General features: G+C 67.0%; 21 protein-coding genes and 1 tRNA gene. 8 read left to right on the top strand and 14 right to left on the bottom strand.

Features of this window, described 5'->3' with window-relative positions; all coding sequences use genetic code 11:
* Positions 1 to 22: 22 nt before the first annotated feature.
* Complete coding sequence (locus tag AC1MCA_RS07060) at positions 23 to 640, bottom strand: DedA family protein (RefSeq protein ID WP_108600618.1); 618 nt, start codon at positions 638 to 640, stop codon at positions 23 to 25.
* A 54-nt stretch (positions 641 to 694) separates the two neighbouring features.
* Positions 695 to 1,315, bottom strand: coding sequence for a hypothetical protein (locus tag AC1MCA_RS07055; protein WP_479802225.1), 621 nt, complete (start codon positions 1,313 to 1,315; stop codon positions 695 to 697).
* Positions 1,316 to 1,484: 169 nt separating this feature from the next.
* Between AC1MCA_RS07055 and AC1MCA_RS07050 the strand changes: the two genes are divergently transcribed.
* Positions 1,485 to 2,006: an O-acetyl-ADP-ribose deacetylase gene (locus AC1MCA_RS07050; RefSeq protein WP_479802223.1), complete on the top strand. Its 522-nt coding sequence runs from the start codon at positions 1,485 to 1,487 to the stop codon at positions 2,004 to 2,006.
* Here the strand turns inward: AC1MCA_RS07050 and AC1MCA_RS07045 are convergent.
* A complete protein-coding gene (locus AC1MCA_RS07045; protein ID WP_479803311.1) occupies positions 1,987 to 2,991 on the bottom strand; it encodes an RluA family pseudouridine synthase in 1,005 nt (334 codons plus the stop codon). The genes AC1MCA_RS07050 and AC1MCA_RS07045 overlap by 20 nt on opposite strands.
* Before the next feature lie 171 nt (positions 2,992 to 3,162).
* Between AC1MCA_RS07045 and AC1MCA_RS07040 the strand changes: the two genes are divergently transcribed.
* Together AC1MCA_RS07040 and AC1MCA_RS07035 are read left to right on the top strand one after the other, a co-directional pair.
* Entirely contained in the window at positions 3,163 to 3,849 is a 687-nt protein-coding gene (locus tag AC1MCA_RS07040; protein WP_479802222.1) for a helix-turn-helix domain-containing protein, read from the top strand.
* Positions 3,842 to 4,534 (top strand): SRPBCC family protein, encoded by a 693-nt coding sequence (locus AC1MCA_RS07035; RefSeq protein ID WP_479802220.1) that lies wholly within the window; start codon positions 3,842 to 3,844, stop codon positions 4,532 to 4,534. Before AC1MCA_RS07040 ends, AC1MCA_RS07035 begins: the two co-directional genes overlap by 8 nt.
* A gap of 172 nt (positions 4,535 to 4,706) precedes the next feature.
* On the opposite strand, the gene AC1MCA_RS07030 is transcribed toward AC1MCA_RS07035, so the two are convergent.
* A complete protein-coding gene (locus AC1MCA_RS07030; RefSeq protein WP_479802217.1) occupies positions 4,707 to 5,282 on the bottom strand; it encodes a TetR-like C-terminal domain-containing protein in 576 nt (191 codons plus the stop codon).
* Between the two features lie 77 nt (positions 5,283 to 5,359).
* Here AC1MCA_RS07030 and AC1MCA_RS07025 point away from each other — a divergent pair, with 77 nt between their 5' ends.
* Positions 5,360 to 5,911 carry a DUF4188 domain-containing protein gene (locus AC1MCA_RS07025; RefSeq protein WP_479802213.1) on the top strand — a complete coding sequence of 184 codons (552 nt, stop codon included), beginning with the start codon at positions 5,360 to 5,362 and terminating at the stop codon, positions 5,909 to 5,911.
* Positions 5,912 to 6,004: 93 nt separating this feature from the next.
* On the opposite strand, the gene yczR is transcribed toward AC1MCA_RS07025, so the two are convergent.
* Positions 6,005 to 7,615, bottom strand: coding sequence for a MocR-like transcription factor YczR (gene yczR, locus AC1MCA_RS07020; protein ID WP_479802211.1), 1,611 nt, complete (start codon positions 7,613 to 7,615; stop codon positions 6,005 to 6,007).
* Positions 7,616 to 7,676: 61 nt separating this feature from the next.
* Here yczR and yczE point away from each other — a divergent pair, with 61 nt between their 5' ends.
* Positions 7,677 to 8,414, top strand: coding sequence for a membrane protein YczE (gene yczE / locus AC1MCA_RS07015; RefSeq protein ID WP_479802209.1), 738 nt, complete (start codon positions 7,677 to 7,679; stop codon positions 8,412 to 8,414).
* A 35-nt stretch (positions 8,415 to 8,449) separates the two neighbouring features.
* Here yczE and AC1MCA_RS07010 read toward each other — a convergent pair whose 3' ends face one another.
* The 7 genes from AC1MCA_RS07010 to AC1MCA_RS06980 form a co-directional block, all read right to left on the bottom strand.
* Positions 8,450 to 9,358 carry an Fpg/Nei family DNA glycosylase gene (locus tag AC1MCA_RS07010; RefSeq protein ID WP_479802207.1) on the bottom strand — a complete coding sequence of 303 codons (909 nt, stop codon included), beginning with the start codon at positions 9,356 to 9,358 and terminating at the stop codon, positions 8,450 to 8,452.
* Positions 9,351 to 14,480 carry an Lhr family helicase gene (locus AC1MCA_RS07005; protein ID WP_479803309.1) on the bottom strand — a complete coding sequence of 1,710 codons (5,130 nt, stop codon included), beginning with the start codon at positions 14,478 to 14,480 and terminating at the stop codon, positions 9,351 to 9,353. Before AC1MCA_RS07005 ends, AC1MCA_RS07010 begins: the two co-directional genes overlap by 8 nt.
* A 167-nt stretch (positions 14,481 to 14,647) precedes the next feature.
* Positions 14,648 to 16,213 carry an FAD-dependent oxidoreductase gene (locus tag AC1MCA_RS07000; protein ID WP_479802204.1) on the bottom strand — a complete coding sequence of 522 codons (1,566 nt, stop codon included), beginning with the start codon at positions 16,211 to 16,213 and terminating at the stop codon, positions 14,648 to 14,650.
* 81 nt (positions 16,214 to 16,294) lie between these two features.
* On the bottom strand, positions 16,295 to 16,918 hold the full coding sequence (locus AC1MCA_RS06995; protein ID WP_479802202.1) for a DUF4232 domain-containing protein: 624 nt from the start codon (positions 16,916 to 16,918) through the stop codon (positions 16,295 to 16,297).
* Between the two features lie 104 nt (positions 16,919 to 17,022).
* Positions 17,023 to 17,760, bottom strand: a complete 738-nt coding sequence (locus AC1MCA_RS06990) for a YcnI family copper-binding membrane protein (RefSeq protein WP_479802200.1) — start codon at positions 17,758 to 17,760, stop codon at positions 17,023 to 17,025.
* A gap of 85 nt (positions 17,761 to 17,845) precedes the next feature.
* Positions 17,846 to 18,490, bottom strand: coding sequence for a hypothetical protein (locus AC1MCA_RS06985; RefSeq protein ID WP_479802198.1), 645 nt, complete (start codon positions 18,488 to 18,490; stop codon positions 17,846 to 17,848).
* Positions 18,491 to 18,547: 57 nt separating this feature from the next.
* Positions 18,548 to 19,627, bottom strand: coding sequence for an NAD(P)H-dependent flavin oxidoreductase (locus AC1MCA_RS06980; RefSeq protein WP_479802196.1), 1,080 nt, complete (start codon positions 19,625 to 19,627; stop codon positions 18,548 to 18,550).
* 155 nt (positions 19,628 to 19,782) lie between these two features.
* On the opposite strand from AC1MCA_RS06980, the gene AC1MCA_RS06975 reads away from it, so the two are divergent.
* Both AC1MCA_RS06975 and AC1MCA_RS06970 read left to right on the top strand, forming a co-directional pair.
* Entirely contained in the window at positions 19,783 to 20,127 is a 345-nt protein-coding gene (locus tag AC1MCA_RS06975) for a hypothetical protein (RefSeq protein ID WP_108600265.1), read from the top strand.
* A gap of 163 nt (positions 20,128 to 20,290) precedes the next feature.
* The gene (locus tag AC1MCA_RS06970) at positions 20,291 to 21,067 is read left to right on the top strand and encodes a type 1 glutamine amidotransferase domain-containing protein (RefSeq protein WP_479802194.1); all 777 of its coding nucleotides are present in this window, start codon (positions 20,291 to 20,293) and stop codon (positions 21,065 to 21,067) included.
* A gap of 424 nt (positions 21,068 to 21,491) precedes the next feature.
* On the opposite strand, the gene AC1MCA_RS06965 is transcribed toward AC1MCA_RS06970, so the two are convergent.
* Positions 21,492 to 21,962, bottom strand: coding sequence for a hypothetical protein (locus tag AC1MCA_RS06965; protein ID WP_479802192.1), 471 nt, complete (start codon positions 21,960 to 21,962; stop codon positions 21,492 to 21,494).
* Positions 21,963 to 22,286: 324 nt separating this feature from the next.
* Positions 22,287 to 22,376: transfer RNA gene (locus tag AC1MCA_RS06960), tRNA-Ser, on the bottom strand.
* 205 nt (positions 22,377 to 22,581) lie between these two features.
* Here AC1MCA_RS06960 and AC1MCA_RS06955 point away from each other — a divergent pair.
* Positions 22,582 to 24,132: an HNH endonuclease signature motif containing protein gene (locus tag AC1MCA_RS06955; RefSeq protein ID WP_479802190.1), complete on the top strand. Its 1,551-nt coding sequence runs from the start codon at positions 22,582 to 22,584 to the stop codon at positions 24,130 to 24,132.
* Positions 24,133 to 24,367: the final 235 nt, after the last annotated feature.

Below are 24,367 nucleotides of genomic sequence, written 5' to 3'. Positions count from 1 at the left end.
GCCGCCTCAAACGCGAGCCGGCTTAATCTTCGGGTAGGGGCTCGTCCACCGGCGAGCGGGTACCGCGCCGGCGGGTGACAATGATTCCCACCACGATGCCGATCACCAGGCCGAGCGCCACTCCGATCAGCGAACTTGCCCAGAAAGGCAGCTTGGTAGCCGATCCCGTGAAGTAGCCCAGGCCCACCAGCCAGCTCGCCCAGAGCACGGCGCCCAGTCCGGCGCAGAGGCTGAAACCGCGTGCCGATACGTCCGCGATGCCGGCTGCGGCCGAGGTTGCCAGCCGACCGCCGGGGATGAAGCGGGCCCCGATGATGGTTCCGTAGGTGGAGGAGCGGCCGGCCTTGGCGATGGCCTCATGCATCCCCACATGAATCCTGTGGCCCCACCGCCAGCGGTCCAGGACATGGCTGAGCCGGCGCTTGAACAGTTGGAACACCACGATATCGCCGATCCAGGAAGCCAGTGCCGACAGCGCTGCGACCAGGAAAACGTTGGCGCGGCCGTCAGCCGAGAGTGCCCCGCCGGTGATCACCACCATTTCGGAGGGGATAGGCGGGAAGATGGCGTCGCCGAGGACGATGGGGATGATCCAAAAGTAGATCGCCGCCCCCCAGCTGTCGGCGTTGCCAAAGTCCATGGCCACAAAGTACCGCACTTTCCGGTGGCGCCACCGTCACAGGTCCGCGGCGGGTCACCCGCGGTGGCTGAGGTGCCGCGCCGCCTGCAGGTACCAGTACGGCCAGGCAACCCAGGCCGCGGCCCCGGCAGCTATGCCTGCTCCGCCAACGCCCCACCTGATCCACGCCGGAGCCTTTTCGACGGCGGCAAGGCCGGCAATGGGCAACGCAGCCACCACTGCGCCTCCTATCGCCTGTCCGAGCTTCGCCAGGTCGCGGGGATATTCTCCTGACTTCAAGAGCGCGCGGTGGGCTAGCAGGAACCAGCCTGCCTGGACAGCCATCGCACCGATGCTGATTCCGGTGGACACAGTGAAATCCAGCTTCTTGAAGACCAGGAGGAACGAGCTGGCGGATCCTGCCGCACTTGCGGCGATCACCAGCCAGATGGCAGCGTCGGACCCGGGCGTGCGGCGAAGGCGGCGGTGTACCTGGACTATCACGGGGATGCTGATCAGGTGGAAGATGCCTCCCGTGACGTCATTGATGGTGCCAAAGATGTAGGGTCCCTGCTTTGGCACTTCGATGGCGTACATGGCACCGAGGGTGGCCACGCCGACCACGCCCACACCTGCCGAGGCGTACGCGAACCTGGCGGCCGTCCGGTCCCCGGGGATCTCGCTGAGTGTGTCCATAATGCTTCCTCGCTCGATGCGGAGGGCTGATAACAATCGTGGCACCTGGACGCATCAAGTCAAGCCATCGGTGCTACCAGGAACTACGCGGTGTGCGGTCCGGTCCGGCTAACCGGAGGGGCGGCTGCAGGGCCTTTGAGCCGCTCCCCGTAAGTGGGAAACTGGCCGCATGTGGATCACCATCCTGCAGGGCGACATCACCACCCGCACCGTGGACGCGATCGTGAATGCGGCCAACTCCACTCTGCTCGGCGGCGGGGGAGTGGACGGTGCCATCCACCGCGCCGCCGGACCAGAGCTTTTGGCTGCCTGCCGCGGACTCCGCGACAGTGCACTGCGCCACGGGCTGGCACCGGGAGCCGCGGTCGCCACGCCAGGTTTCCAGCTGGCTGCACGCTGGGTGATCCACACCGTTGGGCCCAACCGGCGTGCGGGGCAGACCAACCCGGCGCTGCTGGTGTCATGCTTCAGCGAAAGCCTGCGGCTGGCGGACTCGCTGGTGGCAGGATCGCTCGCTTTCCCCGCAGTAGGCGGTGGAGTTTACGGCTGGAGCGGGCGCCAGGTTGCGGAAGCAGCGTACGACGCCGTCACGGGCTTTGGTGCCTCGCACCCCTCCAGCGCGCTCGAGGTGGTGGAGTTCGTGCTGTTCGGCCCGGAGATGGAAGAAGTCTTCAGGGCCGTGTTTGAGTAGCCGTGATTGGAGCAGCCTCGCTGAGCTCGCGCCGGCTGCGGTATTCCACGGGCTCCCTGCTGATGGGATCCACGAACCGGATACCCCGGGCCAGGAGTTGCAATGGTTTGGAGTAGTCGTCCGGCGCCTTGTCCAGCAGGTCCGGGTAGAACGCGTCGTTCACGATTCCCAGCCCCAGCGATGCCATGTGCACCCTCAGCTGGTGCGTCTTCCCGGAGTGCGGTTCGAGGCGGTACCGGGCGAGGCGGACGAGGCCTGTGCCGTGGAGTGAAGCGGCGCTGGTGCCCGCGGCACCTTGCTGAGTGCCGCCGTCGAACGTTTCCAGCCGTTCGATCCGGGTCTCCGCGTTCGGCTCGCCCTCGATGACTTCGGCCAGCAGGTAGCTCCGGGACTTGGTCATCCGGTTCCGCACCACCACGGGAAACCCGGTCTCCGGGTAGCCGGGCGCTGGCTCTGCGGCGGAGACGCACTCGTATTCCTTCTGCACCTGGCGCTTCTCGAACAACACCTGGTATTTGCCACGGGTTTCGGGATTCGTGGACAGCAGCAGTACGCCGGCGGTCATGCGGTCCAGGCGGTGCATGGGGATCAGGTCCGGGAGATTCAGCTGGTTCCGAAGCCGCACCAGTGCCGACTCCTGGATATAGGTGCCGCCAGGGGTAGTGGGCAGGAAATGCGGCTTGTCCACCACCAGCAGGTGCTCGTCCTGATGCAGGATGTCCAGCTCCACGGGAATCCGTGTCTCGGGCGGGAGGGTGCGGTAGTACCAGATGAAGGTGTGGTCCTCAAGCCTGGTGGCCCGGTCCAATGGAGCGCCGCCCTCACCGACGATCTCGCCGGCGTCGAATCTGTCCTCGATGCCCTGCGGATCGATATGCCCCCAGCGGTGCATCATGTAGTCCATGGCAGTGGTCCACGGCCCCTCGTCCGGCAGGCGCAGGCGGGTGGCGTTCACGCCGTCGCGCACGGGAAGGGGGGATTGCATCACCGGTCCATTCTACTTTGCGGCCCACTGCTCCCTGCGTCCCGCCCGTTTCGACGGTTCCCTGCGTACTCGACGTCCGGGACCAGCGACGTGGCAGGGAACCGTCGAAACGGCCAACCGACGGAAAAAAAGTTCTTGACAATAAAAGTTGTCGGTTGCGAAGATGGAAGCATGTTGGACATCGAAGTGATCGAGGATCCGGCCGCGGCGGAGGCGTCGCTGGACCCGATCCGGACACGCATCCTCCAGGAGCTCGCCCAGCCCGGGTCGGCCACGCAGCTTGCGGCCAAGGTGGGCCTGCCGCGGCAGAAGGTCAACTACCACCTCAAGGCCCTTGAGCGGCATGGGCTGGTGGAGCTGGTGGAGGAGCGGCGCAAGGGGAACGTGACCGAGCGTGTGCTCCAGGCGACGGCGGCCTCGTACCTGATTTCCCCCGTGGCGCTGGCCTCTGTGGCGCCTGATCCGCACCGGTTCTCGGATCGCTTCTCGGCCTTCTGGCTGCTGGCGCTCGCCGGCCGGATGGTCCAGGAAGTGGGCAAGCTGATTGCCGGGGCGGCTGCGGCACGGCAGAAGCTCGCCACTTTCGCGATCGACGGCGAGATTATCTTCCGGACTGCGGCGGACCGGGCTGCTTTTGCCGAGGAACTCGGCGTCGCCGTGGCCCGGCTCGTGGACAAATATCACGGCGGCGGCACCGCCGGCGGCACCCCCGCCGGCAGCGCCGCCGGCCCGGATGCCACCTCGTCCGGCGGCACCCCGGCGTGGGGAGGCCGGAAGCACCGGCTCGTCGTCGCCCTTCATCCCGTTCTCAAAAACCCCATCAACCCCCTTACAGCGAAGGAACAGGACAATGACTGACAAGCGTGAATTCGAGATCGTTTACGACACCGAACTGCCGGGCACTCCCGAGCGGGTCTGGGAAGCCGTCACTCAGGGGACGCCGGCGTGGATGTTCCCCACGGACCAGTGGCCGGACGTCAAGACCGTGCAGGAGTACCCCACCCACCTCGTCTCCCGGATGGACGGCCCCGATGGCTGGTTCAACCAGCTGGAACACGTTCTGGAACCGCTCGACGGCGGACGCGCCCGGCTCCACTATGTCCACAGCGGCATCCTGACGGACAACTGGGATGAACAGTACGACGGCGCCACCCGCCACACCGAGTTCTACCTCCACACCCTGGGCCAGTACCTGCAGCACTTCGACGGCAAGCCGGTGGTGTTCACCGATATCCAGGGCCCGGCGGCCTCGCAAAGTACCGACGGGTTCACTCGGCTGAAGAAAGCACTGGGTGTGGACGGTGCGGCGCAGGGTTCCGCTGCGGAGCTCGACGTCGACGGCGTGGGCCGGCTTTCCGGCGAAGTGGACTTCTCCAACGAGCACTTCCTGGGGCTGCGGACGGCGGATGCCATGTACCGGTTCTTTGGCCGCAATGCATTCGGCGCCCCGGTGGGCATGACCGTCCACGACTTCAGCGGCAGCGGTGACTCCGAAGCTACCGCTACGGCCTGGGCCGGTTTCCTCGGAAAGGTTTACGCCTAGGGAGCGCAGGCTTCTGGGATCCGCAGCCACCGACCGGCAGGACACCTGCGACCCGCTAAATATCCGGCGCGCCCGAAATGTTGCAGCGTCAGGTATTTGGCGGGTCGCAGGCATTCAAGCGCCTCGGGAGCTTCTGCACCCGGGCACCTGCCGGCTCCGGCGGCTGTGGGTGTCAGGCGGCCCAGCCGCGGGCGACGGCGTCGAGGGCCGCGCGGTACACGGCGGCCCAGTCCGCATCCAGCGGCCCCACCTCAGCAAGCTCCAGGCTCACCAGGCCGTGGACCTGTCCCCAGATTGCGACGGCGACCATTTCCGCGGGTGCAGGCAGCAGCCTGCCGGCCGCCTGGGCTCCGGCGACGGCGTCGATCAGCGGCACCATGGCATCAGCGGCAACATCGGGAGATGGCTGGCAATCAACGTAAGCTGCCAGGGCTCCGCCGAACATCAGCCGGTAGAGCGCCCGATGCTCCAGGGCCCACGCCCGGTATGCCACGCCGAGTCCCTGCAGTCCCCCTTCCGCCGCTGCCGCCTGCGAATCGTGGAAGGACCGGAATCCGTCGTCCACCACGGCGGTGAGGAGCTGGAATTTTCCGCCGAACAGCGAGTAGACGGCGGAGGTGGACGTCCCGGCAGCAGCCGCTACATCCCGCAGCGTCACCCGGGCCGGGCCATCGCGGTCCACCAGCTCGGCAGTGACGGCCAACAATTCCTGCCGCAGGGAATCGGTATGCACGATGGGTCTTGCCATAGGGTTCATTGTTTCATAACCTTGTTTCATAACGCTGTTATGAAAAGGTTATGAATTTGTTGACCGAAGGAGTTGTCATGGCGCAGAAGGTATTTCCCGGCCGCTACACCGCTGACCCCGAACGGGAATCTGTAACGGTTTTCCTGATCGGCATGCGCGCGAACCGCTGGTGGAAATTGGGGACCGTGGGCAAGGTGGCGGCCGCCATGCCGCGGATGCTGCAGCACCTGGCCGCAGACCCGGCGGCGGGCATGCTCGGTTATGAACAGTGGTTCGGACGGACCACGATGTTGCTCAGCTACTGGGAGAGCCCGGAGCACCTGCGAAAGTTCGCCTCGGACCGGGAGTCACCCCACCTGGAACCTTGGCGACGCTTTATGAAGGAGCTCTCCGGCACAGGGGACGTTGGAGTCTGGCACGAGACCTACCAGGTTCCTGCCACCGGGATCGAGGTGGTCTACAACGGCATGCCGCAGTTTGGGCTGGCCAAGGCCACCACGCACGTGGCCGTCGGGGCAGGAACCAACACAGCGAAGCAACGGATGGGCCGATCTGCGGGAAGCCGCGCCGCTGCCGCCGCTGCCTCGCGCACCGCCCCCGCTGCCTCGCGCACCGCCCCCGCCGCCTGAAAGGGCGCGGCCGCGTGACATGTGGCTTCCCGGAATGCGCGGTCGGCTGAATGTGCCCGGTTTAGGGAAGAGCGGGCTGAAGCGGCCGAAGCCTCAGGCGATGGCCACAGCCGGTGCCTTCTTCAGGGTGCTTCGGAGCTGCGGGGCAGCGTCGAGCCTGTCCTGGGCTGACCGCAGGGCACGGACCGAGGTTTCAAGTTGTTCAGGAGGCAACGTGAAGGGCACCCTGAGGTAGCGTTCGAACGCGCCGCCGATTCCGAAACGCGGTCCCGCTGCCAGGCGGATCCCGAAATCGGGGGCGATCACTGTCAGCGCTGTGCTGATGGGTGCCGGGAGCCTGCACCAGACCGACAAGCCGCCGGCCGGGCGCGCAGTTTCCCACTCTGGAAGATGCCCGGCAAGGAGTTCCAGGAGGACCGTCCGGCTCTCGCGCAGGTTGGCAAGCCGTGCGGGAAGCGGTTCGTCGAGGGCTCGGACCAGGTGTGCCGCCGCCAGCTGTTCCATGGCCGGTCCGCCCAGGTCCAACGAGGAACGGGCTGCGGCAAACCTCTGGATCATGGCTTTCGACGCCCGGATCCAGCCTGTTCGAAGCCCGGCCCAATGGGATTTGCTGAGCGAGCCGATGGTCACTACCGCAGGACTGAACGCTGCAACGTGGCTGGTTTCGGCGCCGTCGAGGTTCAAATCCCGGAGGGTTTCGTCCACCACCAGGACCGTTCCGCTGGCGGCGGCCGCCCGGACCAGCCAGCGCCTCTGGAAGTCCGGCATCAGCTGGCCTGTCGGGTTGTGGAAATCGGGAACCATGTACGCCATCTTGGGCCGCTGCTGCATCATTGCGGCATGCACCGCCTGCACGTCCCACGCCAGAGCCGCCGGACGTCCGCCGCCGGCGTGGGTTGTGCCGGTGCCGGTGACGGTCCCTGCAGTAAAAGCCACTGGGATGGCGCGGCAGCCCGCGGCGCGGATGGCATCCAGGGCATTCGGGTAGCTCGGATGCTCCACCAGGACTTTGTCCTGCCGGCCGGCCAAGGCCCGGATGATGATGTTCAGGGCATGCTGCGCGCCGGATGTCACCAGGATCTGGTCTGCAGTGGTGGGGACCCCGGCCGCTGTGTACCGTGCGGCTACCGCTTCGCGGAGGGGAAGCAGGCCGATGGCGTCGTATCCGAATCCGGGCAGCAAGGCGGGCAGTTCGGTGAGGGCTGCCGCGAATGCGCGATGCACCACCTCGCCGCTGGCGGGCAGCGACGCGTAGGCGAGGTCGATTAGGCCCTCCGGTGCCGCGAGTCCCGGTGCCGCGAATCCTTGGGGTTGGAGTCCGGGAACTGTAAGACGGGCCGCTTTATGGCCGGGAAGTGAAGATGCCGCCGCCGAGGTTGGTCCCCGGCCGCCGGCGGATCCTGTGAGCACCGTGGTGCCCGACGGCGTCAGGCGGGGAATTCGGGTGCGGCCCCTGCTCCCCTGGCCGCTGCTGAGGAAACCCTGTTCGCGGAGGTGGCCGTAGGCTGCGGTTACGGTGGTCCGGCTGACGCCCAGCGCTACAGAGAATGCCCGCTCACTGGGCAGGGCCGTGTCCAGTGCCACCCGGCCGTCCAGGATCAGAAGGCGGACGACGTCGGCCAGCTCGCGGTAGGCGGGAGCGTTGCCGAGGCTCCACTGGCCAAGAAGACGCGCCAGTGCGGACGGGTTCAGGGAAGCGGACATGATGCCAGTATCTCAAACTGGCTATGTAATTCAATGCCAGTTTTCTGCCACAGTTGTCGTTATGTTGACCCGCAGACTCCTCCAGCTTTTTATCGGCCTCGCCATGTACGGCATCTCCCTGGCGATGTTCATCCGCGCCGGACTTGGCCTGGATCCCTGGGACGTGTTCCACCAAGGCCTGGCCGGACGGACTGGACTGAGTATCGGCGTGGTGGTCATCATTGTCAGTTTTCTGGTGCTGCTGCTCTGGATTCCGTTGCGGCAGTGGCCAGGGTTCGGGACCCTCTGCAACGCCATCCTGGTGGGCGTTTTTGCGGACGTCGGCCTCGCCCTGATTCCCGCGTTCTCGCACCTGGGTGGCCAGGCCGGGATGCTCGCCGGTGCCGTAATCCTCAACGGAATTGCTTCCGCGTGCTACATCGGCGCACGGTTCGGTCCCGGTGCCCGGGACGGCCTCATGACCGGCTTGGCCCGGCGGACTGGCTGGTCTGTCCGGACATCCCGCACTCTGATCGAAGTGGTGGTGCTGGGCATTGGTTGGCTGCTTGGCGGATCGGTGGGCATCGGCACAGTGGTCTACGCCCTCGCCATCGGCCCGCTGGTCCAGTTGCTGCTCCCGTGGTTTATGGTCCCTGCGGCGCTTCCGGCGAATGATGCTCCAGCGGAACCGGGCGCCGTTGCCCTGGGCTCCCACATGCAGGACTCCCCGGTGCCCGATGACGGCGTGCAGGGTTCCCCGGTGCCCGATGAAGGCGTGCCAGATTCCGCGGTGTCGGTGCCATTAACCCGTGGCGCATAGGTCAATGCTGGCTGGTCGCCAAGGCTGCCTTGTTGTCAGGGCTGCATAGTTTCTGACGGCAGAACAGGCTGGCACTTCGGGCAAAAATAGATGTCCCGCTCTTCCTCGCCATTGAGCTTGCCCAGGACATCGCGGCGGATGGGGGTGCCGCATTTCAGGCATGGCTGGTGTTCGCGGCGGTACACCCAGTAACCGGGCCTCCCGGCCATCCTTCCCACCGGCATTCCCCGTGGATTGAGGATGGTGACGCGGCGGCCGGGGCCCAGGTTTGCCTCCAGGAGCTGCTTCGCGTCAGTCATCATTGTCTGGAGATCGGCCACGGCGGAGATGGGCGACGCCGGATGGATTCCGGACAGGAAACAGGTTTCGCAGCGGTAGATGTTGCCGATGCCTGCAAGGTTTCTCTGGTCCAGCAATGCCACGCCCACGGGAACGTCCGGGGCTGAAAGCAGCCGCCGGCCGGCTTCGGCGGGATCCCAGTCCGGGCCGAGCAGGTCCGGCCCGAGGTGGCCGACAATCTTGTCCTCATCTGCGGTGCGGACCACCTCAACAATTCCCAGGGAAAAGCCGACGGCGTCAGCCACCGCAGTGCGCAGCACACACCGTGCCGTGAATCCCGGCTTCCGCCAGCGTCCGCCCGGTGGATAGACCTGCCATGCCCCCTCCATTTTCAGGTGCGAGTGGATGGTGAGCTTCCGGACTTCCATACCTGGCCCGCCCGCCCCGCCCGCGTCGCCCGCCCCGCCCTGCCTTCCCGGCCGCTCCGGGCCCTGAACTCGCATCAGCAGGTGCTTGCCGCGCGGCACCACCTCGTTGACGGTCCACCCGGCGAGGTTGAGGGTGGCGAACCGGGGGACGCGGAAGTCGGACGCGGTCAGCTGCTGCCCCGCCAAGGCCTGATGCAGCTGGTTGGCGGCCCGCCAGACGGAATCTCCCTCAGGCACGGATCCTCAGTCCCTTCGGCGTGGAGTAGGCGCCTGCTGCTGCCAGGGCCGCGGCCACCGGGGTGTCCAGGATGCCGTGGCCGTTGACTTTTTCCATGATCAGCTTGTCGATGGCACCACGGGTGACCACACTCACCAGCGCCGCGCCCGCGGCCGACAAAACCGCCTCGTCCCCGCTGAAAACGAGCAGTGTTTTTCCGCCGCGTTCCACGTAAAGAACCAGCGCGCCGTCCACCAGCACTACCAGTGCCCCGGCTTTCCGCCCGGGCCGGTGCCCGGTGCCGGCCTCCACGTTGAGGGCGGGCCATGGCAGCGCCGCACCATACGGGTTGGCCGGATCGGTTGCAGCAAGGGCCAGCGCCACCGGTTCGGACTTCGCCAGTTGGGTGTCCTCCGCGTACGACCTGAGCCTGTCCACCGTTGCCGGGACCGCAAACTGGGCGGCCCCGAGGTGTTCGATGAAGTACCCGCGCCGGCACCGGCCCGCCTCCTCCAGCCGGGCCAGAACCTTGTACATCAGGCCGAAGCCGCCAAGAATCTGCTCCGCCATCACTGATCCCCGGGTCACCACACCGTAGCGGTCCAGCAACAGTTCAGCGGTGGCACGTGCATGGATGGTCGCGTCCAGCTCCGGCAGCGGAAGGGCTGACCAGCGGCCGGCAGCCAGCGGGGGAGTGGCCAAAGCCCCGGAGGCAGAACCGTATCTCCCGCCGCCAAATCCCGAACCAGGTCCGGAGGCGCCCAGCAGACCGCTGCCGTGCGAGCGTCCCAGCCGGCTCAAACGGGGTGCACGCGCGCGCGGTGCCCGCGCCACCTGGCGGTGGGCGGTGTGGCCACCGGCGATGAGCGCGCGGACCGGCGCGAACGTGTCGCCGGTGATGCGGCCGGCCCAGGCCAGGTCCCAGAGTGCGGTCACCACGTCCTGGTCGCTGAGCACGGTGTCCATACCACCGGCGACGTCCGTCAGTTGGCGGAAAAAGTAGCCGCCGCCGTTGTTGCGGAGGTGGTCCAGAAGGCGCTGCTGCGCATCCCCCGGTTCGTATTCGATGGCCGGGTTCAGGGTCAGCTCGGCGGAATCAGCCAGGTGGAGGCTGACCCAGCCGTCGTTGCCGGCCAGTGCCCCGGCCCCGGACCACAGCACCTCACCGGCCGCCATCAGCTCATCGAGCATGGCGGGCTGGTAGTTGGACACCCGGCTGGCCAGGACCAGCGGCTCCCACGCCGAAGCCGGTACCGGGACGCCGGAGAGCTGGTCGATCGCGGTGACAATCCCGTCCAGCCCGCGCAGTGATGGCTGCCCGCGACCACCGCCGGGAGTGCGGACGTGCTGCCAGGCCGGGAGGAAACGGCCGTAGGCGGCGGCGTCCACCGGCTCCACTTCGGCGCGCAGGGCTGCCAGGGAACGACGGCGGAGCTTGCGGAGGACTTCTGCATCGCACCACTCGCTGGTGGAGGTACCCGCAGTGGCGGGACGGTGATCCGGAACGTCCCGGGGTGCCCCTTCTGTGGCTGCAGCATCTGGTTCGAACGCCTGGGTTGGCGGCGCAACGGCATGCGGCCTGAACTCACCTTCCACCACGCGGCCGTCTGCCGCGAGCCGTTTCAGCGCTGTACCGACGACGGCCACGCCCAGTCCCAGCCGGGCCGCGGCCTCGGCAGCTGTGAAGGGACCGTGCGTCCGGGCATACCTTGAGACGAGGTCGTCCAGGGGGTCCGCCACCGGCTCGATGAAGGCCAGCGGAACGCCCATGGGCAAGGGAACGCCGATGGCATCGCGCAGGCGGGCCGCATCCTCCACCGCGGCGTAGCGCTCGGCCCCGCCGATGTTGACTTTGATGGCCCGGTTGGCCCGCTGAAGTGCGGTCAGGTGCGAAGCAGCCAGGGCGGTGCCGGCATGCGGGGTTTCGACGTGCTCAACAGCGGGGATCCCGTCCGGCTCATCCACGCCGCCAGGCTCGCCTGTGGGCGCTGGGACAGTTTCAACCGTTTGAGCAGGTTCAACCACCCCAACCGCGTTGGCCGCTTCGACCGCCGGTACAGCCTCGACCACGACGGCTGGCTCCAGGCGGGCCGCGACCTCCTCCGGTGTCAGCGGTCCCAGCAGCCGGAGCAGGTCAGCGACGCCTTCCATGCCGCGGGCCCTGCGGTCCGGCGCAAGGCGTTGGAGTTCGAGCTCCGTGGCCTCGATGACTTTGGCGTCCAGCAACTCGCGGAGCTCAACCCGGCCAAGGAGCTCATTGAGCAGCGTGGAATCGAGGGCCAGGGCAGCTGCCCGGCGCTCTGCCAGGGGAGAGTCGCCTTCATACAGGAACTGGGCCACGTACCCGAACAGCAGGGACTTCGCGAACGGCGAGGGCTGCTGCGTGGTGGTCTGCACGATCCTGAGTTCACGGCGCTCCACCGAGGCCGCGATGTCCTTCAGAGCGGGAAGATCGTAGACGTCCTGGAGGCATTCCCGGACCGTCTCCAGCACAATCGGAAACGTGGGGTATTTCCGTGCGACATCGAGCAATTGGGCGGACCGCTGGCGCTGCTGCCAGAGCGGCTGCCGCTTGCCCGGGGTCTGGCGGGGCAGCAGCAGGGCCCGGGCGGCGCACTCCCTGAAGCGGGAGGCAAAGAGCGCGCTCCCGCCGACTTCCGCGGTGACGATCTGCTCCAGCTCTTCGGGATCAAACAGGAAAAGCTCGGCACCCGGCGGCTCGTCCTCCATCATGGGGACACGAAGCACAATGCCGTCGTCGGCGGCCATCGCGGAACCGTCCATGCCGTACCGCTGGTGCAGGCGCTGCCCCACGGCGAGGGCCCACGGCGCGTGAACCGGCATCCCGAACGGGCTGTGCAGGATCACACGCCAGTCACCAAGTTCATCGTGGAACCGTTCGACAATGAGCGTGGTGTCGCTGGGCACCACATCGGTGGCGAGCTTCTGCTCGGTCAGGTACTGGATCAGGTTGTTCGCTGCGAAGTCGTCCAGCCCGCTGGCTTTGCAGCGCTCGGTGGCAGGGCCGACGTCGGACGCTGCAAGTTCGCGCACGAAGGCGCCCAGCGCGCGGCCCAGGTCCACAGGCCGGCCCAACGAGTCGCCTTTCCAGAAGGGCAGCTTCCCCGGCTGGCCGAAGGCAGGGGAAACCAGGACACGGTCATGGGTGATGTCCTCGATCTTCCAGCTGGTAGCGCCGAGGGCAAAGATGTCGCCCACACGGGACTCGTAGACCATTTCCTCGTCGAGTTCGCCCACCCGCCGTCCGCCCTTGGCCGGAGATGGAGAGGCTTTCCCGTCCCCGCCCGGGGAAGCGGAGCCCTCCACCTCGGTGCCGATGATGTAGACGCCGAACAGGCCGCGGTCCGGGATGGTGCCGCCGGAGGTGACGGCCAGCCGCTGGGCGCCGGGCCGGCCCTCGATGGTTCCGGCGTTGCGGTCCCAGATGATCCGAGGCCGCAGTTCGGCGAATTCATCGGAAGGGTACCGGCCGGCCAGCAGATCGAGGGTTGCCTCGAAAGCAGAACGGGGGAGGGACGCGAAAGGTGCCGACCGGCGGACCGTGGCGAACCATTCCTCGACGTCGATGCTGCCCAGGGCAGTTGCGGCCACTGTCTGCTGCGCGAGGATGTCCAGGGGATTGGCAGGCACAAACAACCGCTCGATCTTTCCCTCCAGCATCCGCTCCACGGTGATGGCGGTATGCACCAGGTCTGCCCGGTGCTTGGGAAACAGCACGCCTTGGGAGATCTCGCCCACCTGGTGCCCGGCACGTCCTACGCGCTGCAGGCCGCTGGCCACCGAGGGCGGGGATTCAACTTGAACCACCAGGTCCACCGCGCCCATGTCGATGCCGAGTTCCAACGATGAGGTGGCCACCACGCAGCGCAGGCGCCCGGACTTCAGATCATCCTCGATGAGGGCGCGCTGGTCCTTGGACACCGAGCCGTGGTGCGCGCGGGCCAGCAACGGGTCGGCCCCGGCTGTACTGCCGGCCTGCGCCATCATGTGGGCAGGTGTTGCTGTGGACGTGGTCAGGACTGACGCGGGGACGCCCGGAGACGACCCGGGGTCAGCGGCAACCGAGGCATCATCCCAGCCGCCACCGACTGCGATCAGTTGCCGCTCGGCGTAGATTTCGTTGAGCCGGGCGGTGAGCCGCTCGGCCAGCCGGCGTGAGTTGGCGAAGACGATGGTGGACTGGTTGGCCAGCACCAGGTCAACAATCTTCTCCTCCACATGCGGCCAGATGGAGGCCTGCGGCTGCAGCCCCGACGCCGGGCCGGAATCGAAAGCGCCGGCCGCGGCGGGCAGGTCCGACATGTCCTCCACAGGCACGGAGACCGTGAGGTCCCAGTTCTTGCGCGACGGCGGCGCCACGATTTCCACGGGGGCGGAACCGGCCAGGAACTGGGCCACCAGCTCGCGGGGTTCCACGGTAGCGGAGAGGCCGATCCGCTGGGCGGGCTTGGGCAGCAGGGCGTCCAGCCGTTCCAGTGAGACGGCCAGATGGGCTCCTCGCTTGGTTCCGGCGACCGCGTGGACCTCGTCAACAATGATGGTGTCCACCTCCGTCAGCGTTTCCCGCGCCCGGGAGGTGAGCATCAGGAACAGCGATTCGGGGGTGGTGATGAGGATGTCCGGCGGGTTGCTGAGCAGCGAGCGGCGGTCCGCCGTGGTGGTGTCACCGGACCTGACCCCCACAGTGATCAGCGGGGCAGGAAGTCCCAGCCGCTTGGCGGTCTGCGTGATGCCGATCAGGGGCGCGCGCAGGTTCCGTTCCACATCCACGCCGAGGGCTTTCAGCGGGGAGATATAAAGGACCCGGGTTTTGCGTTTGGGTGGCCGCGGCCGCCTTCCCTTGGTGGCCCCCTTGGCAGACGACTTTGCCGGCTGATTCACGGCCAGGTCAGCCGGCGCGGCATCGAGCCCGGGCAATTCCGGGTCAGCGGCGGGCGCGGCAACCAGCAGCCGGTCCAGGGCCCAGAGGAAAGCCGCAAGCGTCTTACCGGAGCCGGTGGGTGCCACCACCAGGGCATGCGAACCGTGCGAGATGGCGTCCCAGGCACCGTCCTGGGCAGGGGTGGGCTCCGAAAAGGCGCCGAGGAACCAGTCCCGGGTGGGCCGGCTGAACCGGCCCATGGGAGTCCCCGGACCCGAGGCGCCGCCAGCTGCCGGTACCGCCCCGGTCCCGGATTTTGCTGCCTGTTCCTCCTGCATTCCTCCATCATGCCCTACCCCACCGACAGGATTGCCGGTGCCGTCAGGCACCAGGGGAGCGGATCCTTTCCGGCCCGCTTTACCGGACGTCAAACCGTGTCTGATCCGGCGCCAGAAGCCCCGGCACCCGTGGTCCCGGTGGCGTCGGCCGGCGGCAGATCCTTGGTTGCCGGGCCCTCCAGGAGCTTTCCCTCGTTGGTAAAACGTGAGCCGTGCAGGGGGCAGTCCCAGCTCTTTTCGCTGTCATTCCAGTGCACAATCCCGCCCAGGTGGGTGCACACGGCCGATAGCCGGCACGTGGTCTCTCCGACGGTGGAGACCGCCACCGGATGCACACCGTCGCGATACACCAGGCCCTCGCCGTCGGCCGGTGGGGCTGTGTTTTCCGGCGTTGCGCCGGCCGCTTTCGTCCGCCCGTCGGCGGCAACATGCCCCCAGCCCGTGGCCAGTTTTGCGGCCACCCCGGCGTTCAGGGCAACGGCCGACAATGCGCCGGCCGGCGAGGTGACACGGTGATGAATGGTTTCCGCCCAGTGCAGCTGCCCGCCGAGGATGTCACTGGCGATCCCCAAGGCTGCGGCCACCCCGTTGGTCATGCCCCACTTGTTGTAGCCTGTGCCGAAGTAGACGTGGCCCCTGCCCCGGGGAAGCTTGCCAAAGAACGGCATCAGGTTGGTGGCCTGGTAATCCTGGGCAGACCAGGTGTGCGTGGGAACGGCGCCGGGATAGTGCCCGGCGGCCCAGTCCAGCAGCCCGGCCAAGTGGGCCTTTTCCGACGTGGCCCGTCCCACAGGATGGCCGTGGCCGCCCACCAGGAGAAGCCTGCGGCCGTCCCGCTCGTAGTCGCGAAGCGAGCGCGTGGGCTGTTCGACGGAGATGTACATCCCGGGAGGTGGCGACTGGCCCTCCGGCAGTTCCAATGCTGCGGCGTACGAACGGTTCGGCTTCAGCTTGGCGAAGTAGAGTCCGCGGTCCAGGACCGGCGTGCCCGTGGCCAGGACAACCTGGCTGGCCGTCACCTCGCCTTGATCGGTCTGGACAGTCAGCGGGTGGCTTCCCGTGACGTCGCGCAGCCTGACGCCGCTGACGATAGTGCCGCCGCGCTCGCGGACGTCGGTAATCAGTGCGTCCAGTGCGTCCATCGGATTGATCTGCGCCTGATCAGCCAGGCGCAGCGCCCCGTGGACGGGGAAAGGCAGCCCGGTCTCGCGGAGGTATTCAACGTCCAGCCCGGCCGCAGCGGCCGCGGCCTGTTCGTCGCGGAGGATCGCGGTTCCCTGCGCGGAGGCTGCATAGGTGTAGGCATCGCGGCGCTGATAGGGCACGGCATGTTCATCGAGGTACCGGAGCAGCCAGGCCTGCCCTTCCCGGTTCGCCTCCACGTAGGCGTGGACCTGCTTCTTCGGGTACTGCTTTGCCAGGGCGGACAGCACGGTCCCCTGCAGCAGGGTGACCTTGGCCGTGGTGTTCCCCGTGGTGACGGCACCCGGATATCTGGCCTCAAGGACCAGGACACGCTGACCCGACCGGGCCAGCAGCAGTGCGGTGACCAGTCCGGTCAGCCCTGCCCCTGCCACCACGGTGTCGTAGCTGGTGCCGGCCGCGAACGGGTCAGAACTGAATGATTGCCCGCGGTCCAACCAAAGGGAGGTCATAGAAGATAAGTGTACTTACCAATTGATGCCACGCCCAGAGGAGGGATCAACTGCGGGTCCTGAGGCGGGCTGGAGAGCAACCTAGGCGGGCTGGAAGGCTCCGACGCTCAGGAGCGCGATGTTCGCGTTGCTGCAGGCGTTGACGGGCTGAGGCAGGAAGAGGGACGCGGTGTCTTCCGGCGGGTACACCCGGTAGCCTGCGGCAGCCACCGGGGTGCAGTCGCTGTAGTTGCCGGCCTGGGTGTAGCGGAGCACCGCGGTTCCGGTCTGGCCCGGCGCGAGCAGGACGTCCACCACGGGATTCGCTTCGTCCCGTGTGGCCGGCGCGCCGATCGGTTCGCCCTCGGCACTGGCCGTCAGCGATACCCCCGGGAAACCCTTCAGCAGGCACGGCGCCGTGCCGGTGTTGGTGAGGTTCAGCTTCATGTAAACGCTGCCGGCAGCGCCGCCGCCGGAGGCGTCCGTCGCAGCGGTGAGTGTGGCTGCCTTGCAGAGCGCGGGAGCCGCTGGCGAGGTGGTGCCGGGGGAGGTCAACGACGGCGATGGGGACGCGCTTGGGGCTGCCGGCGAAGTGGACGGGCTGGCGGAGTTCGTGCCGGGCGTCGTGGTCCCTTGCGGCTGCGCCTGGCTCGGTCCGCAGGCGCTGAGCATCAGCACCGCCGCCGTCGTAAGAACAAACACCTGTGGCATTCCCAGAGACTTCATGGCATAACCTTTGCGGCCAGTGTGGCTGGAGTCAACGATGCCACGGCACGGCAGGCGGATTTGATGCCCGGATCGTGATGATCCGGGCATCAAAGTCCTGAGTGTTACTTGGCCGTTCCGCCTGGACGCCTGGATCCGCTGCGCGCCCATGCGGCTCCGCCCAGTGCCAGGCCGCCGAGCCCGGCGGCAAGTCCCGCCCAGCTGCGCGCATCGGCGCCGCTGCCAGTCACGGCTGCCGCCTGTTCGGTGCTGTGAGCCGGCGTTTCTGTTGCAGCCCCGTGCCCGTCGGTGCCGACTGCAGCGGTGACGGTGATGGACGGCGCCGGCGCCTTCAGGGTGTGCGGGTCCTGGCCGTCCTTGGCGATTTCCGACCAGTCGGTCTGGCCCGTCTCGCACGTCTGCAGGGTGGGGAAGTAGAGCGTTGAGCCTGCAGTATCCGGAAGCTTGACGGACAGCACCAGGGCATCGCGCAATTCGTGGTCCAGCGGAGTTTTGGCTGTGTAGACGATCTGGCTGGTGCGCTTGGTGATGGACGTCCCGTCGGCCAGCTTTTTGGGCTCGGCAAGCTGTTCGGTCACCTTTTCCACTGTCCAGTTCGGGTTCACTGTGGGCTGGGCGTCGTTGAGCTCGGCCGGAAGTGTGATGGCCACTTTTGTGGTGCCCGACTCCTCGCAGCCGTGCGGAATGCCGAACGTCAGGAGCGCGTAGGAGTTGGCCGTCGTCTTGTCCGGCGCGACACCAACGTGGGCCGAGGCGCCCGCCGCGGCGGTGAGGATCAGGACGGCGGCGCCGCCGGCAGCTGCTGCCGCCGTGAGGGTGCGGCGGAGGAAGGTGGTGTTCATGGTTTGCCTTTCGGACGCACGCCGGAAAGAGGCGTGCGGAAGTACGGGTGGTGGCCCGTCAGCCGTGGGATCCGGCGCGGGCAGGTCAGGGAAGCACGACGGCGGAAGGCGGGCCGCGCCGGCTGTCCAGCCTGAGGTTCCGCCAAGGGCGGAACGGGGAAGCCGGCGGTGGGCCGGATACCGCCGGCGCCGGTCCGGCGCCGGGCGTCACAGCCTCCGGTAGCCGGGTCAATGGCCTCAGCCACGCGGCGAGGGCCCACAGCGAATCTTCGCCTTTGGCCAGGAGCAGCGCGCACGCCGCCGTGGCGAGGATGTGTGCCACCAGCATCAGGGTTCCGGTGGGGGAGTCCTGGCCGTGCAGGTGAGCGGCGGTTTCGAGGACGGGCGCGGCTGCCCCGGACAAGTGGTGGGGCTCCGCTGCCAGCTGGCCGGTGGAAATGCCAGGAGCGCTGAAGGCCGTGAAGACTTCGTGGAGTGCCAACTGGCCGGCGCCCAGGAGCGCTGCCATCGCGGGAACATTGAGTTTGAGGCGGGTGGCCGTGGTGGCTGCCAGCCCAGTCAGAGCCAGGACAGCCAGCAGGATCGCCGGGGCGGGAAGGTCTCCACCGCCAAACACGTGCGCAGCCCCGGCGAGGGTCAGGATGCTGGTGGACACCGCAGCGGCGCGGAGGAAATGGAAGGGAGCCCGGCCGTGGTGCATCCGCACGGGTCCTCCCTTGCTGGTGGTCATGTTCGTTGCCGCTGCCGTTCTGCGTGTTGTCCGGTGCGCCGGGGCGACCCTCAGATTCTACCGGTGCTCGGCGCCTGCCATGAGTTCGGCCAGGACGTCAGCGGCGGAGTCGTGGCGGAGCAACGATGCGGCCTGGCCAGACCACAAGGACATGAGCTCCGTGTTTCCCTGCGTGGCTGCCTGGGGGCGGAAGCGACCGGTGAGCCAGTTCTGGGCGGGGAACGGTGCCAGCTCGCCGGCGACGGAAAGCTCTGCGATGATGCGGTTGGGGATGCCGCGGGCCAGCCGTCCGCTGAGGACCCGTGTCAGCACGGTTTGGCCGGCGGCCGGGGAGCGGAGGATCTCGCGGTACGCCGGGACCGCGGCCGACTCCCTGGTGGCCAGGAAAGCGGTGCCCACCTGGACGGCGTCGGCTCCGAGGGCCCGCGCGGCAGCGTAGCCGCGGCGGTCGGCGATACCGCCGGCGGCGATCACCGGGATGCTGATCGCGTCCGCCACCTGGGGGACCAAGGCGAACGTGCCGATGAGGGACTCCTCAGCCGGCTTCAGGAACGAGACCCGGTGGCCGCCGGATTCCATGCCGCTGGCAACCACGGCATCCACTCCGCCGGCCTCCAGGGCCACGGCTTCCGCCACGGTGGTTGCGGTGCCCACCACCACGATTCCCCGCCGGTGTGCCTCCTCCACGAGTTCCGGTGCCGGCACACCAAACACAAAACTTACGACGGCGGGAGCTGCTTCCAGCGTTGCCTCCACCTGTTCGTCGTAGTCCGGCAGGTAGCGGTCCGGCATTTCCGGGAGGGGCAGGTTCACGTCGTCAAAATACGGCCGGAGTTTCTCGGCGTACTGGTCGAAATCTGTGCGGGTGAGCGTCGCGGGTTCGTCGCCGGTGGGAATCCACAGGTTAAGAGCGAAAGGCCGGGGCGTCGCCTTCCTGAGCTCAGCCGCGGTGTCACGGATGGCGTCGCCACCGTAGCCGTACAGGCCGTAGGAACCCAGCCCGCCGCCGTCGCTCACGGATGCTGTCAGTTCCACGGAAGAGACGCCGCCGAAAGGACCGAGGACCACTGGGATGTCCGTACCGAACAGCTTCGTGATGCGGTTTGGTTGGCCGGAAGAGGCGGTTGTGGGCGTCATGGATGGCTCCTCAAGGTGACGGGCGGCGTTCAGGACCCAGTCTCGCAGGGGTTGCCGCAAGCCCCAATTTTCTGTCATCCAACGGGCTATGTACCGAGCATAGGGTCGGGGCTAGACTGCTCGCGTAAGTCGCCAACAACCTCAGGGAGCACACGATGAACTACTCAGGAACTGGCAACGAAAAGGCAACTCCTGCCAGCGAACTCAACCGCACACACATCGGACACACCGTCAGCTTCGAGCCCGACGAGTTCACCTTGGTGTTCGGGAAGATCGCTGCCATTGCGCGCAAAGAAGGCGGCGTGACCATCGCCCTTCATGGGGTGCAGGGCAGCGGCGGCCTGCAGGCGAGCTACAGCATTCCGGGCAGCCAGCAGGTTTATCTGCAGCCGGACATGCTCACCAACACGGAGTCCACCATCAAGGACCTCTTCGGCAAGGTGCAGGAAAACCTGCGCGGAACCGGCCACAAGGGTGAGGACAGAACAGACAAGCTCTGATCGGCTGGCCGGAGCGTCGGGTTTCCCTCGGGCACGCCCGGAGCCGGCACCGCCGCCGCTGCGGCACCCGCGCTCCGGCGTCCCCGCTCGGGCGTCCCCGCCGCCCCGGCCCGCCCGGATTTTGCTGGGCGTAGGGTGGGGAGTTGGACGATAGGAGCACTTCATGAAGAAAATCCTCATGGTACTGACCAGCGTTTCGGAGATTGGCGACACGGGAGAGAAGACCGGCTACAACGTGGCCGAGGCTGCACATCCCTGGAAGGTTTTCAAGGATTCCGGGCATTTTGTCGACTTCGCATCCATCAAGGGCGGCCAGCCTCCGCGGGACGAAGTGGACTCGGGGGATCCCATCCAGGTTGCCTTTACTGAGGATGAGACCACGCGCGCCGGCCTGTACAATACTGCCCGCGTCGACGTCGTCGATCCCGGACAGTACGACGCCGTCTACCTCGTGGGAGGCCACGGCACCATGTGGGACTTCCCGGACAGCGAAGGCCTGCAGAAACTTGTAGCCAGTGTCTACAACGCCGGCGGTGTGGTGGGCGCAGTCTGCCATGGGCCGGCCGGGTTGCTGAACGTCGAGCTGGACAACGGCTTTCGGATTGTCGAGGGCAGGAAGGTAGCCGCTTTCACTAACGACGAGGAGGTTGCCGCGGGGAAGGACAAGGTCATCCCCTTCTTCCTGGCAGACCGGCTCGAGGAACAAGGCGCCACCCACGTCTCCGCCGGTGTCTTTGAGGAAAAGGTCGTGGTGGACGAACGGCTGGTGACAGGCCAGAACCCGGCCTCAGCCGCCGGCGTGGCCAAGGAGATGGAGAAGCTTCTGGCTGCGGTCATCCACCAGGAAAAAGCTGAGGAGCAGCACGAGGCGGAGGCGCTGCGCGCCGAGAAGGACGCGGAAAAGGACGCAAAGAAGGCGGCTGCAGAAGCGGAGCACTAACGCCCGCAGCTGGCTGCGGCCGGCGGGCTGTCCGACGACGGGCGGCTGCCAGTGCGCGTTCGCTGCTCACCCTACTGCCTCATGCAGCGCCGACCAGCGCAATTTCCCTCACCAGCGGCTCTGCACCGTCTTGTTGATCTCTGGCAGCCGGTGATCGGTGACGTTGCTGCTGCCGTATTGGAGGGGAACATCCTCCGGGCAGTCGGCAGGCACCAGCTTCACTGACCGGGAGTCAGCCGTGAACTCGGCGCACGAGCGGGCTGAGTATCTGCCGGCCCCTTCCGCCTCCGTTCTCTGAATGCTGGAGCTGAAGGACACGAAGACCCGGAGGGCTCCATTTTGCCAGCGGAATTCCCGGAAGCCGCGCCGGTTCCAGACTCTCACAACCGTGAACCTACCCCTGGGCGGGCATCGGCAGCGGCTCTTACTTCGGGCTCGGGTCGGGGTGGCCGGGACGCGCCTGACCCAGCTCAAGGAGGTCGACGTCGACGTTGCCGGTTCCAGGCTGAGGGGAACCGCGGCGCTTCCGGAGCCGGGTGGCCCGGTACTCATCACGGGCGAGGGTGTATGCATAGGGCGTAAGGAATCCGGAGAAGCCCATCGCCCACAAGGCGCTCCATTCAGGTCCTTTGCCCTCCCAAAGGGGGAGTTGAAAACCCCAGCATCCTCCAATGAATATGATTCCTGAGAAGACCATAAGGATTCCCATGCCCCACCAGGTGCTGACCTGGGCCTGGCCGCGGCCGGGCGTGAAGCCAATCTCGTCGCCAAGGTAGCTGTGCAGCTCGCCGTTGCTGGTCCTGCGAAGTACCCGCTTCCCGCCAGCTGCAACAGCCCCCTTGTGTTCGGCGTACACGGCATCGTCACGCCGTTCTCGCTCACGGTCGTAAACCATGGTCGGTCCTTTCTGGTGCAACGTACGCCCTGTAACAGGTGGCTGCTTTTCAGGAATTGTTCCCCCGGCGATCGTAAGCCGTCGGTGATGAGGCGGACTGTGTCTCTCCCGGGGCTGTTCCTGGTGGATCCCGCAGGACGTTTTCACTGGTCAGGGGCCCATGACCCGGCGGCTGAGCAAGCACACACGACGGGCGTTTCGCCGGCTGATGACCGCTCGTAGGCGTTCCAGACTGCCTGTACGCGTTCCAGATTGTGGAGCATTCACCGGGTAAAGCAAAAGGCCCTGCTTCCCGGTGTTACAGGGAAGCAGGGCCTTTCTTAGTGGCGGTGACGGTGGGATTTGAACCCACGTTGGCTTTTACACCAAACAACATTTCGAGTGTTGCACCTTCGGCCGCTCGGACACGTCACCAACCTGAATAGGTTACCGGAGCATGCCGCGCATCCCCAAAACGGCAGGTGACCGGGCTCGAACCGGACCAGGAGTGCCCGGGCTTGCCCAAAGATTCTCGCCTTGAAACCCGGCAGGTCAGGCCTGGGTTTCTTCCACCGCTAAGTTATCCACATAGGCCTTTGTCCGCACCGAAATTGTCGGTGCACGGCAGGATGATGGGGGTATGGATCGTACAACGGCGGATGAGTTTTTGGAGCGCATCATGGCCTCCGCCGCTGGCCGTGCCGTAGCCGCTGACTGTGCCGTTGCCCCGTCCCCGTGCCTTGGGAGTTCCGGTGGCGGTGACTGTGATGACGGAGCCAAGGATGACGTAGCCCATGGTGAGGGGCTTTTCCCGTCGGATCCGTTGCGCCGGCGGAAGGATGATTGCCTGGATCGGTTGGCCGGGATTGCCCGGCTTGAGGCCCGGACCGCGGCGGAGAAGGTCACGGTACTCGCGGAACTGGTCGAAGTCTGCACGGCGTTGGACCCGCCGGCGCTGTCGCCGCAGGAGGCCACCGCGCAGGAAATGGCGCTGGTCGCGGAGGTCGCCTGTGCCCTGACGGTGGGCGAACGGACCGCCGGTGCCCTGCTGGCCGAATCCCACACTCTGACGACTGATTTGCCGTTGACCCTGTCCGCGCTGCAGGCGGGGGTGCTGTCGTGGCAGCATGCCCGGGTGATGGTGGATGAGACCACCGACCTTGACCCTGCGGCCGCGGGGGCGTTGGAGGGGCACTTCCTGGACCCTGACGCGCCCAACCCTCATCGTGGCGGGCCGGTCGGGGAACTGGTCGCGTCCCGGTTCCGGCATAAGGCCCGGACATGGCGGGAACGGCACCACCCGGTCAGCATCGAAAAACGCCACACCCGGTCTGTGGCGGACCGGCGGCTGGAATACCGCCCGGACCGGGACGGCATGGCCTGGCTCTCGGCGTACCTGCCCGCGGACCAGGCCGCCGGGATCTGGAACCGGGTCACGGCCGCGGCCCGGGCGCTGCAGGGCCCGGACGAGGACCGCACCCTGACCCAGATGCGTGCCGACATCACCGCGACCCTGCTCCTCGAAGGCACAGGTGAGATTGCCGGCCAGCCGGGTGGGGGCGGAACCATGGGTGGCGGCACGGGCGGGAATGCCCTGGGGCGGGTCCCGGTACCGCGGGCGCAGGTCCTGGTCAGCGTGCCCGTCATGTCCCTCCTCGGCGCCACGGATGAACCGGCGATGCTGGACGGGTACGGTCCGATCCCGGTGACCATGGCACGCAGGCTCATCGCGGACGGCGCCTCCTCCTTCCACCGGGTCCTGATCGACCCGAGGGACGGTGCGCCGCTGGAGATCGGGCGGACCAGCTACCCGGTCACCAAAGCCCAACGCCAATGGCTCAGGCTGCGGGACGGGAAGTGCCCGTTTCCCGGTTGCAGCAACGCCTCCCTGGATAATGAAGCGGACCATCTCCTCGCGTGGGCGCACGGCGGGACCACCGGCATCAGCAACCTCGCCCAACCGTGCCCGAAGCACCACAAGCTCAGGCACACCACAGGCTGGACACCAGAACAAGCCAGTAAAAACCACCCACCGGGCTGGATCTCACCCACCGGCAGACACTACGCCAGCGAACAACCCGACTGGGAACCACCACAACTACCGGGAGACAGGTCAGGACATACGACTGAAGCAGCCATCCACCTTGATCAAGGATCGCCCGAAGGCTCGGCTGATCTTCATCTCCCCTGACCTCCGTCTCTTCGCGGATACATTCCAGGAGGATTCGTCGTGGTGATCTTCCAGATGATGGCTGGCGACGCGTAGCAAGGGGCGAACTGTCAGCGCCCGGTCGTACCTGGCCAATCCCTCAGGCTCCTGAGCTGCGGTGGGTTTGAGTGGTCCTGCCTGGGCGAAGACAGGGACGTTCAGGGGTCTCGACGCTCCGCCCGCGTGGTTTGCTTTCGCCGCGTCCATTCGGGGGACT

It is taken from the genome of Arthrobacter sp. BK1 (assembly GCF_056680055.1).
Note: the sequence above shows the minus strand (reverse complement) of the source record. Positions and strands in the feature narration are given on the sequence as shown.

What these genes read in the sequence shown, in the direction of transcription:
- AC1MCA_RS07060 (WP_108600618.1), bottom strand. Translation starts at nt 640, where the DNA reads ATGGACTTTGGCAACGCCGACAGCTGGGGGGCGGCGATCTACTTTTGG.
- AC1MCA_RS06985 (WP_479802198.1), bottom strand. Translation starts at nt 18,490, where the DNA reads ATGACCACCAGCAAGGGAGGACCCGTGCGGATGCACCACGGCCGGGCT.
- AC1MCA_RS06990 (WP_479802200.1), bottom strand. Translation starts at nt 17,760, where the DNA reads ATGAACACCACCTTCCTCCGCCGCACCCTCACGGCGGCAGCAGCTGCC.
- AC1MCA_RS07040 (WP_479802222.1), top strand. Translation starts at nt 3,163, where the DNA reads ATGTTGGACATCGAAGTGATCGAGGATCCGGCCGCGGCGGAGGCGTCG.
- AC1MCA_RS07030 (WP_479802217.1), bottom strand. Translation starts at nt 5,282, where the DNA reads ATGGCAAGACCCATCGTGCATACCGATTCCCTGCGGCAGGAATTGTTG.
- AC1MCA_RS07005 (WP_479803309.1), bottom strand. Translation starts at nt 14,480, where the DNA reads ATGGGCCGGTTCAGCCGGCCCACCCGGGACTGGTTCCTCGGCGCCTTT.
- yczR (WP_479802211.1), bottom strand. Translation starts at nt 7,615, where the DNA reads ATGTCCGCTTCCCTGAACCCGTCCGCACTGGCGCGTCTTCTTGGCCAG.
- yczE (WP_479802209.1), top strand. Translation starts at nt 7,677, where the DNA reads ATGTTGACCCGCAGACTCCTCCAGCTTTTTATCGGCCTCGCCATGTAC.
- AC1MCA_RS07050 (WP_479802223.1), top strand. Translation starts at nt 1,485, where the DNA reads ATGTGGATCACCATCCTGCAGGGCGACATCACCACCCGCACCGTGGAC.
- AC1MCA_RS07000 (WP_479802204.1), bottom strand. Translation starts at nt 16,213, where the DNA reads ATGACCTCCCTTTGGTTGGACCGCGGGCAATCATTCAGTTCTGACCCG.
- AC1MCA_RS06955 (WP_479802190.1), top strand. Translation starts at nt 22,582, where the DNA reads ATGGATCGTACAACGGCGGATGAGTTTTTGGAGCGCATCATGGCCTCC.
- AC1MCA_RS06970 (WP_479802194.1), top strand. Translation starts at nt 20,291, where the DNA reads ATGAAGAAAATCCTCATGGTACTGACCAGCGTTTCGGAGATTGGCGAC.
- AC1MCA_RS06995 (WP_479802202.1), bottom strand. Translation starts at nt 16,918, where the DNA reads ATGAAGTCTCTGGGAATGCCACAGGTGTTTGTTCTTACGACGGCGGCG.
- AC1MCA_RS07045 (WP_479803311.1), bottom strand. Translation starts at nt 2,991, where the DNA reads ATGCAATCCCCCCTTCCCGTGCGCGACGGCGTGAACGCCACCCGCCTG.
- AC1MCA_RS07025 (WP_479802213.1), top strand. Translation starts at nt 5,360, where the DNA reads ATGGCGCAGAAGGTATTTCCCGGCCGCTACACCGCTGACCCCGAACGG.
- AC1MCA_RS07055 (WP_479802225.1), bottom strand. Translation starts at nt 1,315, where the DNA reads ATGGACACACTCAGCGAGATCCCCGGGGACCGGACGGCCGCCAGGTTC.
- AC1MCA_RS06975 (WP_108600265.1), top strand. Translation starts at nt 19,783, where the DNA reads ATGAACTACTCAGGAACTGGCAACGAAAAGGCAACTCCTGCCAGCGAA.
- AC1MCA_RS06965 (WP_479802192.1), bottom strand. Translation starts at nt 21,962, where the DNA reads ATGGTTTACGACCGTGAGCGAGAACGGCGTGACGATGCCGTGTACGCC.
- AC1MCA_RS06980 (WP_479802196.1), bottom strand. Translation starts at nt 19,627, where the DNA reads ATGACGCCCACAACCGCCTCTTCCGGCCAACCAAACCGCATCACGAAG.
- AC1MCA_RS07035 (WP_479802220.1), top strand. Translation starts at nt 3,842, where the DNA reads ATGACTGACAAGCGTGAATTCGAGATCGTTTACGACACCGAACTGCCG.